We start from the raw sequence: 12,364 nt of genomic DNA on the forward strand, positions 1-12,364 counted from the left end.
CCCCCCCCCCGCGACCGTAGGAGCCGGCAGTTCCAGGCAGCTCGCGTGACGCCCGTGCAGTCGCGGTGATCAGGCGGCCGCGCCGCGGGCGATGTAGAGGTTCATGTCGGTGAAGTCGACGGTGATGTTGTAGGGCTTCCAGAAGCAGTGGGAGAACCAGCCCATCGTGTCGAACCCTGTCCCATAGGGCCACGGCACGTTGACCGGCTGGTTTGGGTTCGTGTAGCAGTAGACGGCCTTGGCGCCGGCGTTGCCGAGGCGGATCTCCTTCGGGTAGCAGGGGTAGACGACGGCCGGGTGGCTTTGGGCAAAAGTCCCGATCTGGCGGTCGTAGTCGGTGCGGATCCCCAACTGCTGGGCCGTTGTCCCGCGCATGCCCGCGGCGATCTCGCTGCCTCCGCCGAAGTTCACGCCCACCACCCCGGTGCGGGAGCCGGCGACGCCGGCGAAGCTGCCCGTGCTGTGCAGGTACTGCTCACGGGCCAGCCACAGCGGCAGGGGTTCGGCGCCCGCCCGCGTGGCGGCGGCGCGTGCCTTCCTGGCCGTTTCGGGGGTGCGGCGGCGCAGGATCAGTTGCCGGCCCGCGTAGTCGAAGGTGGTCAGCAAGTGGTAGAAGACCCACGTGCCGATCAGGCCGTCGCTGTCGGTGTCGACATCTTCGCCCGACTCCGTCGCCGACCAGCCCACCGGGACGTTGCGCAGTTCGATGCCGCCCAGCTTGAAGGAGTCCAGTATCCCGTAGTACGCCCATATGGTGCCGCCCTCGAAATCGATCTTCTGACTGGCGACGGGGCTCAGCCCGGCCTCCTTGGCTACCGACGCGCGCATGCTCAGGTTCGGGGCGCCGGTGTAGAACGTGAAGCGCTTCGTCGGTCCGCCGTTGACCGAGGCCTCGACCAGCGGCATCGGGTCCATCTGCTTCCATGGCACCCGCGCGGTCTCGCCGTGGACCCGATACGCCTCGCCGCGGACTGCCGCGAACCACTTGGCGTAGCTGTCCTCGCCGGCCGCTTTCCAGTGGGGTGCGGACGGGCCGAATTTGTCCTGCCGGATGTAGCAGTCGGCCAGGAAGTGGTTGGCGTCCTTGTCGTCGGGCACCAGGGCGAGGGCCATCTTGAGGTATTTCTCGGCGTCGGCGAACCGGTTGGCCAGCAGCGCTACATAGCCGCGCTGGCGGGCCGCGTGCAGGTTCTTGGGGTCCTTCTTGAGGATCTCCTCGTACGCGCGGCCGGCCTCCTCGAACTTGCCGGCCTTGAACAGCGCGTCCGCGTCACCGCTGCCGGCCAGCGCGGTGGCCGCGCCGCCCAGCAGCGGCACGGCCGCGGCGGCACCGGCCAGCACGGCGGCGCCCCGCAGCAGCGAACGCCGGTTCCATTGCCTGTCATCAGCCACGCCTTCTCCTTTTCGTGATCACCTTCGCCGTGACTTTCTGTCCGTCAGACGGGCACAACGCCTCCGGCCGGTTCGTCTCGCCCTGCTTGATGAGGGCGACGCCGTGGTGCCGAGGCCACCCGGGCCGTACAGCGTCGTCCTGACGCGGGCGGCCGGATCGCTTCGCAGCGCGCTCCGCAACTCGCCCGTCGGCCGACCCCGACCACTATCGGCCAGCCGTGTCCCCGCCTCGTCCGCGCCGTGTCATGGTCGCGTCACGGCCGCAACCGACGGTGGCAGCCGTCGACAAACCGAGACATGCTGTGCGCCGCTTGCCGCCGCACCAGGACCCGGCCGGGAGCAGAGTCCCGGCCTTCAGCACGTGCACCACCACCCGGTCGAACGACGCCCGCGGACCCTCGGCGGAGGACCGCACCCGCGCCGCGGCCGAAGGGCCCGACTCGTCAGGCGCGGGCCGTGCTCAGGGGGTCGCCGTCAGTGGACGTGTCGGAGGTGTGGCAGGCGCCGGTGGCGCGGAAGGGCTCGGCGAGCTGGGCCAGGTAGCGGGTGGGGTAGTTCGGTTTCGCGGCCATGCCGAGTTGGTCGGAGGTGAATCGGCGGGTGGGGTCGTAGGAGAAGGTGCCGAGCAGGTGGTCCCAGATCAGGGTGAACAGGCCGAAGTTGACGTCGCCGATGCCGGCCCACTTGAGGTGGTGGAAGCGGTGGCCCTCGTTGAGGGCGAGCACGTACTTGAGGGCGCCGACGCGGTAGTCGGCGTTGGAGTGCTGGAGCAGCAGCTGGACGGCGACGGTGACGGCCAGCGCCGAGGCGACGTCGAGGGGCAGTCCGATGAGGATGAGCGGGGCGACGCCGGCGCTCATCTCCAGGGTCTGGTGCAGAGGGTGCTTCATCAGTCCGTTGAAGCCGTAGAAGCGCTTGATGGAGTGGTGGACGGCGTGGAAGCGCCACAGCACGCCGATCTTGTGGCTGGCGTAGTGGGTCAGCGTTATGCCGAGGTCGGCGATCAGAATGGCGGCCAGGACCTGCAGGACGAAGGGCCAGGAGTGCGGCCACAGGTCGGCGACGGTGACGGAGGCGGCCAGCAGCGGGATGATCCCCACGCTGACGAGCAGCAGCAGCTCGTTGACACCGGCGTGGGCGACGTCTCGGCCGCCGTCGCCGGCCGGGCTGTTCCATTCCTGCTCGTACGGCAGGGCACGCTCGGCGGCGAACGAGCAGCCGATCGCGGCCGACAGCAGGCCGATCAGCCAGAGTTTGGGGGCGCCGGAGGCGGCCAAGGCGATGGCGGCGCCGTTGACGCCGAGCAGCATGAACGGCACGTAGCCGTAACGGATCAGGGTGCGGTACATGCGATCCAGCGTCGCGACCGCCGGATGCCCGGGGCTTGGACGGATCCGCTGACCTCGCCCCGCGAATCCGGTCTCCGGAGCTCGGCCCGTGAACGTGGCCGCGGACCGCGCCATGGGCAGGGGGTTCAGGCGGTGCCTGGGCGGATGGCGTGCAGCAGGCGCGAGGGTGCCAGGCCGAACATCTCCCGGCAAGTGCGGGTCAGGTGGGAGCTGTCAGCAAACCCGGCGCAGTGTGCGGCCTGGGTGAGGCTGGCACCGCGCTGGGCCAGCTCGGCCGCGCGGCGCAGCCGCGCCCAGCGCAGGTAGGCGGGAAAAGGCAGCCCCAGCTCGGCGGTGAACAGGTGCCCGAGGCGGCTGGCCGACAAGCCGACCGCATCAGCCAGCGCCGTGAGCCGGACCGGGCCGACCAGCAGCTGCGGCACCAGGTCCGCGGCCGCCTGCAGCACCGGGTGCCGCGCCGGCGCCGGTACGGCCCAGCCGTCGAGGAGTGCGGCCAGCGTGCCCGATCCTTGCTCGGTAAGGGCGGTCGATGGCAGGGCGGAGCGCGCGGCGGCCACCCACCCCTCCACGCGGTCGTGGTCGCCGCCGTCGAGCTGGGTGGTCAGGTGCCGGGCGGCGGCGCCGGCCGGATCGAGATAGATCATGGTGGCGGTGGCGCCAGGGTGGGCGTGCAGCGCGTGCCGGGCCCGGGTGGGGATGATCGCGGCCTGCACGGGGCAGCGGCTGCCGCGGGCGTCGCTCAGTTCCACCTGGGCGGAGTGCACCAGGAGGATCTGCACCGCGGCATGGGCGTGCGCGCCGGTGCTGCCCGCCGCGCCGGTGAAGGTGAGTCGTCCTGGTCGCAGGGTGGTCGTGCCCTGCCACCCTGGGGCCGCGTGCGCCGTCAGAGCGGCCACCGTGCGCCGTCAGTGCTGGTCGAGCGTGTGAGCGACGCGGACTCGGCGGCAGGGTACGTGCCACCCGCTCCGGGCCGCGGCGGCTCGGCCGCCTCCACCAGCTCGACGAGGGCGGGGCCGGCCATGGTGGTGCGGGCCGGGCCGTACCTCTCGACGACGGCCGCGGCGGCGATGACGAGCCGGTCCAGCCGCACCGCGCCGGTTGCCTCCTCATCGAGGGTGATCGGCGCAGCGGTGGACGCGGGTGGCGGCGGGCCGCCGGCATGTCCGCCGTCAGGAGCCGTGCGGATCGCCCGGCCCCTGCCGTGGAGCCGAATCCCGGTCGCGCACGCGGCCGGGTCCGCCGAGGCCCGGGCGAGCGCGGGGAGATCCACCCGTCGGCGCATCAGCCTGTCGCAGAACGCGACGATGCGGATCGCGCCGTCGACGTGCGAATCCAGTCCCGACAGCCGTACGGCCAGTGCCTCCATGGCAGGAGGATAGGGCCTCCTCGGCCAGAGGATTCGCGCCGATCGATGCGTACCTCGGGCGAGATGTCCGACGGGTGGCGGATGCTCTCGGGGGAGGTGACCGGGAGGATGGCAGTCCCTGTCAGATACGGGCGACGCGGCGGTCGTGGCTGGAGTACGCAGGTACCCGTCGGCGCGACTCGACGGTCCCTCTACGACCGGCCGGACGAGCACCGCCTCGCGCTGCCCGACGACGCAGATCGCGGCGGCGACGCCCAGCCCCGGGGCCGTGTTCCTCGGCTGGGTCCCACGGACCGAAGCGACGCTGCTCGACGTGGCGGCCCCGGCGTTCGGCGTCGAAGCCGGTGCAACCGGCGACGAACTGGGCGGACAGCGAACCCACTGAGCCACGTGCTGCCGGCGCGCTTTGACACGCCCGGCCGGATCACTCGGGCTGGTGAGCCGTCCTGTGTTCCCGGCGCAGCCGGGCCGGGTCGACTTCGGTCACGGCCGTCCTCCCGTCCAGCTCCCAACCGTTCCTGTACGCCGCGGCGAAGGCTTCCTCGCCGAGCGCGGCCCGCCCTCGTTGGATGAGCTCGCGAACCTGGCGATCGGTGCGGTCGTGAGTGCCGCGCAGCCGGGAGGCGGCGCCGAGCAGGACGGCCGACTCGTGATGCCGCCCGTGCGCCTCGGCGAGCGCGGCCGCGTTCACCGCCACCAGCGACAGGATCGGCAGGTCCCGTGTCTCCAGCGCCGCCGCGTACGCCTTCTCCAGCTCCTTCTCCGCGCCGGCCAGGTCACCCGTCTCCAGGCAGAGCGAGGCCCGTACGCTGCCGACCAGCGTCCGCGCGTGGTCGCCGGGGAACGTGGTGTCGCCGTGCGGGCCCCGTTCGGCGTCGTCGAGCAGGTGCCGCGCCCGCTCCAGGTCGCCGAGCCGCACCCGGAGGGCGGCCTCCCACGCGTCGACCAGGACCAGCATCTCCGGCGATTTCGCGCGCAGCGCCCGCTCCCGGGCCGAGTCGATCATCGTGATCGCCAGGTCGGTCTCGCCGCGCCGCAGGTGCAGGTCGATCCAGCGCAGGTCTTTGAACACCTCGTCGCCGAGGCTGGGCGAGTCGAACTCGCCGGCCAGCGACCGGGCCTCGCGCAGGTCGGCGAGCGCGCCGTCGAGGTCGCCGTCGTACTGCCGCAGCTGGGCGCGTATCGGCAGCGCGGTGGCCTGGCCCCAGCGGTCGCCGACCTGCCGGAAGCAGGCCAGGGCCGCCTCCACGCCGGTGCGCACCTTGTCGAGCTCGCCCGCGTTCTCGGCGAGCTGAGCCCGGAACAAGCGGGCAAGCCCGGACAGCCACACGTCGTCGCCGTCGGCCAGGTGCTCGATGATCGCGAGCGTGGTCTCCTCCTCCTGGAGGAATGCGAGCGGGAGCGCGGTGAGCGCGCCGTACGGGCCGGGCAGCTCCGGATAGGCGAGCAGCCGGTCGGCCAGCTCGCGCATCTGCGCCTGGGCGTCCGCGGCCTCCTCGGCGGTCATCGCCGGCCGGGTGACGATCCGGTTGATCAGGTAGATCGTGTGGGCGCAGTCGCGGTCGGGCGTCGGCTCGCCGCCGGGCGCCACCAGTGCCTCGCCCAGCCAGTAGGCCGCGTCGGAGTGCCGGCCGAACATCTGCCAGTACCAGGTCAGGTTCAGGGCGAGAGCGAGCGCGCCGGGGGCGTCGCCGGTGTCGCACCGCCGGCGCAGGGCGGCCAGCGTGTTGTCGTACTCGGCGCTGATGACTCGTATGGCCCCCAGCTGGCCGGGCCCGCGCAGCTGCGGGTCGTATCGGGCCATCAGCTCGGCGAAGTAGCCGGCGGCCAGGTCGCGGACGGTGCCGAGGTCGCCCGTCTCGGCCAGGCGGTCGGTGCCGTACTCGCGCAGCGTCTCCAGCATGCGGTAGCGGCCAGGGTCGGGCGCGAGCTGCAGCAGCGACCGGTCGACCAGGCCCGCGAGCAGCTCGGGGATCTCGGCGGCCGGCACTGCGGTGCCGGCGCAGACCGCGGCGGCCGAGGCCGGCGTGACGCCGCCGGACAGGATCGAGACGCGTTCGGCGACCGTACGCTCGTGCTCGCTCAGCAGCTCCCAGCTCCAGGCGATGACCGCGCGCAGCGTGCGGTGCCGGGGCAGCGCGGTGCGGCTGCCGGTGGTGAGCAGCCGGAACCGGTCGGACAGCCCGTCGGCCAGCTCGGGCAGCGACAGCGTCCGCAGCCGGGCCGCGGCCAGCTCCAGCGCCAGCGGCATCCCGTCCAGACTGCGGACCACCCGCCGGACCGCGGGCAGCGTCGTCTCGTCCACGTCGAAGTCCGGGCGCACGGCCGCGGCCCGCTCGGTGAACAGGCGTACCGACGCCGCCCGCCGGGCCTGCTCGACGCCGTCGTCCGGCCCGGGCAGCGAGAGCGGGCCGAGCGGCACCAGCGCCTCGCCGTCGACTGCGAGGGGTTCGCGGCTGGTGGCGAGCACGCGCAGCCCGGCGCATCGGGACAGCAGTGCCGCGACCAGGTGGGCCACGGCGTCGATCAGGTGCTCACAGTTGTCGACCAGCAGCAGGCTCTCCCGGCCGCTGAGCCGGTCGACGAGTACGTCCAGCCCGTCGCCCTCGACCCGCATCCGGGCCTCGAACGTCGCGCCGCCGCGCAGCCCGATCCCAGTGAGGACGGCCGCGCCGACCTTGGCCGGCTCGGTGACCGAGGCGAGGTCGATCAGCCAGGCGCCGTCGTGGTACTCGTGGTGATGGCGGCGGGCGGCCTCGACGGCGAGCCGGGTCTTGCCGGCGCCGCCGGGACCGAGCACGGTGACCAGGCGCCCGGCGGAGAGCAGCGTGTCGATCCGGGCGAGGTCGTCGTCGCGCCCGATGAAGCTGGTCAGCGGCACGGGCAGGTTACTCGGCCTGGGCTGCCCGGCGTCGGCCGCCGGAACGGGCCGCTCGGCGCGCAGCAGGCGCAGGTGGCGCTCGCGCAGGGCGTCGCCAGGGTCGGTGCCGAGGACGTCGGCCAGGGTTTCGCGGACCCGCTCGTACAGGGCCAGGGCCTCGGCCTGACGCCCCTGGGCGGCGAGCGCGTCCATGAGCAGCGCGGCCGCCCGCTCATGGACGGGGTGCTCGGCGAGCAGGACGGTCAGGCGGGCGGCGGCCGCGTCGGCACGGTCCAGGGACAGCTCGGCGTCGGCGAGGTCGCCGACGGCCTCGACCGAGGCGTGGGCCAGCCGGGTCGCCGCGGCGGGCGCCACCGCGGCGACGACCGTAGGCTCGGCGCCGGGACGGTCGCCCCACAGCGCCACGGCCTCGCCGAGCATGGCCGCCGCGGCATGCGGGTCGTGGGCGCGCAGGCGGTCATGCCCGGCGGCGGCGAGCTGCTCGAACCGCAGCGCGTCCACGTCGGCCGCGTCCACGTCCAGCCGATAGCCACCCGCGACCTGCGTGACGTCGCCGGCCGAGCCGAGAGTCCGGCGCAACCGCGAGACGAGGGCCTGCAGGGCGTGGGCGGGGCCGGCCGGCGGGTCCTCGGCCCAGATCGCGTCGACGAGGACGCCCTGCTCGACCGCGCGCCCGCCGGCGAGCGCCAGCCGTACGAGCAGACCCTGCAGCCGCGCACCAGGAACGGGCACCGCGGCGCCACCGCGAGACGCCTGGAAGGCGCCGAGCAGCCTGACGCGAAGCCGCGTATCCCCGTCCATCTCCCGATCTTCGCGCACGCACTCTCGAGTCCCCAAATCATGACAGGGCTCTGGCTCCCTTTGCTCACGGGCCCTGTCGCCCTCCCCGTCACGCCACCAGGCGAAGCACGCCGGGTGCTCGAACGCAGCGCTGACGCGTCGCAGGACGGGAGTGTCAGCGCCATGTGCGCCCCTGTCAGCGCCGTGTGCGCCCCGTGTGAGCGGCCCGCTTCAGTCTTTGCATGCCTGAAGAGCGAGATTCGGAAGGGGAGTTCTCGTGCATGACGTAGTGATCGTGGGCGCCGGCCCGGTTGGTCTGTTCCTGGCCTGCGAGCTTGGCCTCGCAGGCTGCTCTGTCCTGGTGCTTGAGCGGGAGCCGGAGCCCCGCTCCCCATGGAAGGCGGACCCGCTCGGGATGCGGGGCCTGTCCGCCGCGTCGGTCGAGGCGTTCTACCGCCGCGGGATGCTGCACCCGCTGTTGAAGGCGTCGGGCGTCGACGACGATCCGGGCGCGAACCCCGACGCGGACGAGCCGTCACCTCCTCGTGGCGTGGGCCACTTCGCCGGCATGATGCTCGATCCGGCCAAGGTCGACGTCGCCGCCCTGCCGTTCCGGCTTCCCAGCCCGGCAATGGAGGGCGTGATGACGAACCTCGAAGCCGTCGAGACGGTGCTGTCCGAGCGGGCATCCATGCTCGGCGTGGAGGTCAGGCGCGGTGTCACGGTCTCAGCCATCGCGCAGGACGATGAGACGGTGGTCGCGCGAGCCGGCGAGCACGAGTACGCGGCGCGCTGGCTCGTCGGCTGCGATGGCGGACGCAGCGCGGTGCGTAGGCTCGCGGGCTTCGACTTCGTCGGCACCGAGCCGCAGTTCACCGGCTACGTCGTGCTCTCCACCATCGCCGAACCCGGCAAGCTGCGCCCCGGGTTCAATCTGACGCCGACAGGGATGTACCTCCAGATGCCCGCGCCAGGGCACATCGGCATGATGGAGTTCGACGGCGGCGCGTTCGATCGCTCGCAGCGGCCGACCCGCGACCATCTCCAGGCGGTTCTGCGCCGTGTGTCCGGCACCGACGTGACGCTGAGCGACGTCCATCTCGCCTCGAGCTTCACCGATCGGGCGATGCAGACGACGACCTATCGGCAGGGCCGCGTCCTGCTCGCGGGCGACGCCGCTCACATCCACTCTCCCCTCGGAGCACAGGGACTCAACCTCGGCATCGGCGACGCCATGAACCTGGGATGGAAGCTCGCGGCGACCGTGCACGGCTACGCGCCGGACGGGCTTGTCGACACCTACACCCGCGAGCGCCATCCGATCGGCGCATGGGTGCTCGACTGGACGCGCGCCCAGGCGGTGGCCATGAGACCGGACCCGCATGCCCAGGCGATCCAGGGAGTGATCCGCGACCTGATCGGAACCCGTGACGCAACGACCTACGTGTTCGACAAGATGTCGGGATCGTCGATCCGCTATGACCTCGGCAGCGAGCAGCCGCTGGTCGGCCGTAACGCCCCGGACCTTCGTCTTGAGGACGGCACTCGCCTCGGCGAACTGATGCAGGACGGACGAGGCGTCGCGCTCGATTTCAGCAGCGGCCGACGCCTCCACCGCTCAGCGATGAGCTGGGAGGGGCGGATGCGGTACGCAGCCGGGCCGGCGAGAAACGACCTCGGACTGGGTGCCGTGCTTGTCCGGCCTGACGGCATGGTCGCCTGGGCAGGTGATCGCGTCCCTGATCGTGAAGCGTTCGAGCAGGCCGCCCGCCGTTGGTTCGGCAGTCCGGCCAGCTGAAGCAGCTACCCACCACCCATCGCTGCCATGGGCAACGTTGACACCATTTGAGCGAGTTTGAGGAGCGCACATGACGATCACACTCCGACCGGGAAGCACCGTGATGTTCACCGGCGATTCGATCACCGACTGCCAACGGCTGGAGAGCGAACAGGGCCTCGGCTTCGGCTACCCGCTGCGCATCGCGGGCGAGTGGGGACTCCGGCACCCGGACCGGTCCGTGACCTGGCTGAACTCCGGCATCGCGGGAGACAAGGTGATGGACCTCGAATCCCGATGGCAGGCGGACGTGCTCGACGCGCGCCCCGACGTGGTGTCGATCCTCGTCGGCGTCAATGACGTCGGCTGGCACACGTACGCCCCGGACGGCTACGTGATCCCCGCGGAGGACTACGCGGCAGGTTACGACCGCCTGCTCGCGCCCCTCGCCGAGGCCGGCGCCGACCTGATCCTCATCGAGCCGTTCCTCCTTCCGATTCGCGGCCGTGTCGAGGTCGGCGACGCGCACCTCGGCGTAGAGGACCGGAAGAAGTGGCGCGCCGACCTGGACCCGAAGATCCAGGTCGTGCGCGAGCTCGCCCTCAAGTACGGCGCGCACCTGCTCGCCGCCGACGGCATGTTCGCCGAGCTCGCCGCGACGACCGGACCGGAGTACTGGGCTGCGGACGGCGTGCACCCGACGCCGGCCGGCCACGCCGCACTCGCGGCAGCCTGGTTGCGCCTGGTCGCGTGACCATGCCTCGCGATCCCAGGCGCCGGCCGCTCGACCGCGGCCGGCGCCTGGGGGCGCTCGCCGGCGATGACCCCCGAGCAGATCCGGCACGCCCGCGACCTGCTCACCCGGCCGGAGAACACTGGCAGAGCAGGACCCTGCTCCCAGGGCGAATTCCTCCCTCCGCCGGAAGATCCGCCGGATTTCGCGGGCGAGAGTAGAGACATGATCTTCACCACTCTCACAGGCGTGGTCGCGAGTCTCGCCCTGTCCGCGACGCTCCTGCCCGCCGCCGCGCCCGCCCAGAGCCGATCTTCGCCGGAAAGCGTTCAGACCCGATCCTTACTGGAGGAACCGCATGAGTGCGCCCAGGCCGTGGCCCGGTGCGACGGCACGCTGGCGGTGCCACTGGACTGGGACGACCCCTCCTCCGAGCGCATCGAGGTCGCCTTCGCCTGGATCCCGGCCGCCGAACACGCGACCGGCACGATCCTCGCCAACCCCGGCGGCCCCCTGCCCGCCCTGCCCGACCTGCCGCACCTCCAGCAGGTGCTCGGCCCCGTGCTCGACCACCAGAACCTCCTCGTCGTCGATCCGCGCGGGCTGGGCAAGTCCTCCCCGCTGCTCTGCCCGGGTCTGAAGCTCACCGAGCCGGACACGATCGCGGCCTGCTCAGCTCGTCTCGGTTCGCGCACCCGCTTCTTCACGGCCGACCAGGCGGTGCACGACATGGAGGCGGTACGCCGGGCTCTCGGCGCGGGCCCGGTCACCTTCTACGGCAACTCGTACGGCACCGCCTACGCCCAGGCGTACGCCGCCCGCCACCCGGACGGTCTGGCCGCGGCGTTCCTGGACAGCACAATGGTCACCTCGACGGACGGGTACGCACTGTGGCCGATGCGGTTCCGCCCCGACCTGCTCGACCTCGTCTGCGACCGGTCCCGGGCCTGCCGCGCGCTGCCGGGTGACGCGCGCCGCACCTACGCGCGGCTGGTGGCTCATCTGCGCGAGCGTCCCGACCCCGAGGTGCCCCTCGTCGCGCTCTGGAGCGTGGCGAGGGTGAACGAGCCGGTGTTCGGCCGGGAGGTGAACGCCGCCGCCACCTCGTACCTCGCCGGTGATCCCGAGCCGCTGCGGCGGCTGGCCCGCGTGCTGGCCGGCGCTCCCAGCCAGCCGATCGAGGGCGCGGAGTGGGCCGGGTACCTGGCCTACCGGTGCGGCGACGGCAGCTTCTCCTTCGACCGGGACGCGGACCCTGCCGAACGGCTGGACCAGCTCGAGCGGTACTACCTGCGCGAGCGGCCGCTGGCGCCGTACACGCCTGCCGACCTGGGGCTGGACGTGCGCACGAGCGTGGAATTCTGCGTGAACTGGCCGACACCGCGGCACAGTCCAGTGCTGTCACCAGGCGCGGACCTGCCCGACGTGCCGGTCATGGTGGTCGGCGGCGACTTCGACACGCACACACCCGCGGAAGTGAGCGCTGCGATGCGGGTCTTCCCCGATGCGACGTTCGTGCGGGTCCCCTTCGGCACGCACAGCCTCGCCTGGGGAGTCGGCGAGGCCGGCGAATGCGTGCGCGCCGCGTTGCGGTCGTTCGTGACCGCTCATCGGGTGCCCCAGGCGCGGTGCACCGCGGAGAACTATCGCGCGCTCGGGGCGTTCCCCCGGTCGCTGGACGAGGTCGCGCCGGTGCCCGCCGCAGGGCTGGACGCAGGGCGGCGGCGGGTGCTCGCGGCCGCCTTCGCCACCGCCGCCGACGCGGTCGCCCGCCGCAACCCCTACAGCCTCTTCCACGGCCGGTTGACGGACCAGCCGGGTTTGCGGGGCGGTCGCGTCGCCTTCGGGGACGGGTCCGTCACGCTGGACGAGGCCGCCTTCGTGCCCGGGGTGGCGGTGAGCGGGCAGATCGCGCTCACGCCGGAGGGCAGAGCCACGGCCTCGCTCAGCGTCCTGGCACCCGGTTCCCCGGACGGGCGGGCGTACCGGGTGGAGCTGGCATGGGAGGCGTTCACCGCGCACGAGCGGCCCGTGCTGTCCGGCACTTTCGACGGCACGCCGTTCAAGACCCGCGAATTGCACTGAG

Annotated in this window: 8 protein-coding genes; 3 read left to right on the forward strand and 5 right to left on the reverse strand. The window is 72.5% G+C overall.

Features of this window, described 5'->3' with window-relative positions:
* Positions 1 to 69: 69 nt before the first annotated feature.
* The 5 genes from ACFSKW_RS07140 to ACFSKW_RS07160 form a co-directional block, all read right to left on the reverse strand.
* Positions 70 to 1,392, reverse strand: a complete 1,323-nt coding sequence (locus tag ACFSKW_RS07140; RefSeq protein ID WP_379570428.1) for a tetratricopeptide repeat protein — start codon at positions 1,390 to 1,392, stop codon at positions 70 to 72.
* A 443-nt stretch (positions 1,393 to 1,835) separates the two neighbouring features.
* Positions 1,836 to 2,741: a sterol desaturase family protein gene (locus tag ACFSKW_RS07145; RefSeq protein WP_379570430.1), complete on the reverse strand. Its 906-nt coding sequence runs from the start codon at positions 2,739 to 2,741 to the stop codon at positions 1,836 to 1,838.
* Positions 2,742 to 2,866: 125 nt separating this feature from the next.
* Positions 2,867 to 3,637 carry a helix-turn-helix transcriptional regulator gene (locus tag ACFSKW_RS07150; protein ID WP_379570432.1) on the reverse strand — a complete coding sequence of 257 codons (771 nt, stop codon included), beginning with the start codon at positions 3,635 to 3,637 and terminating at the stop codon, positions 2,867 to 2,869.
* On the reverse strand, positions 3,625 to 4,107 hold the full coding sequence (locus ACFSKW_RS07155) for a hypothetical protein (protein ID WP_379570434.1): 483 nt from the start codon (positions 4,105 to 4,107) through the stop codon (positions 3,625 to 3,627). The genes ACFSKW_RS07150 and ACFSKW_RS07155 overlap by 13 nt, the downstream gene beginning before the upstream one ends.
* 424 nt (positions 4,108 to 4,531) lie before the next feature.
* Positions 4,532 to 7,789, reverse strand: a complete 3,258-nt coding sequence (locus tag ACFSKW_RS07160) for a BTAD domain-containing putative transcriptional regulator (protein WP_379570436.1) — start codon at positions 7,787 to 7,789, stop codon at positions 4,532 to 4,534.
* A gap of 268 nt (positions 7,790 to 8,057) precedes the next feature.
* On the opposite strand from ACFSKW_RS07160, the gene ACFSKW_RS07165 reads away from it, so the two are divergent.
* The 3 genes from ACFSKW_RS07165 (at position 8,058) to ACFSKW_RS07175 (ending at position 12,363) form a co-directional block, all read left to right on the forward strand.
* Positions 8,058 to 9,566 carry an FAD-dependent monooxygenase gene (locus tag ACFSKW_RS07165; protein WP_379570438.1) on the forward strand — a complete coding sequence of 503 codons (1,509 nt, stop codon included), beginning with the start codon at positions 8,058 to 8,060 and terminating at the stop codon, positions 9,564 to 9,566.
* Between the two features lie 70 nt (positions 9,567 to 9,636).
* The gene (locus tag ACFSKW_RS07170) at positions 9,637 to 10,299 is read left to right on the forward strand and encodes an SGNH/GDSL hydrolase family protein (RefSeq protein ID WP_379570440.1); all 663 of its coding nucleotides are present in this window, start codon (positions 9,637 to 9,639) and stop codon (positions 10,297 to 10,299) included.
* 204 nt (positions 10,300 to 10,503) lie between these two features.
* On the forward strand, positions 10,504 to 12,363 hold the full coding sequence (locus ACFSKW_RS07175) for an alpha/beta hydrolase (RefSeq protein ID WP_379570442.1): 1,860 nt from the start codon (positions 10,504 to 10,506) through the stop codon (positions 12,361 to 12,363).
* The last annotated feature ends 1 nt before the right edge of the window (position 12,364 follow it).

Source organism: Nonomuraea mangrovi (assembly GCF_042681425.1).
GTDB lineage: Bacteria > Actinomycetota > Actinomycetes > Streptosporangiales > Streptosporangiaceae > Nonomuraea > Nonomuraea mangrovi.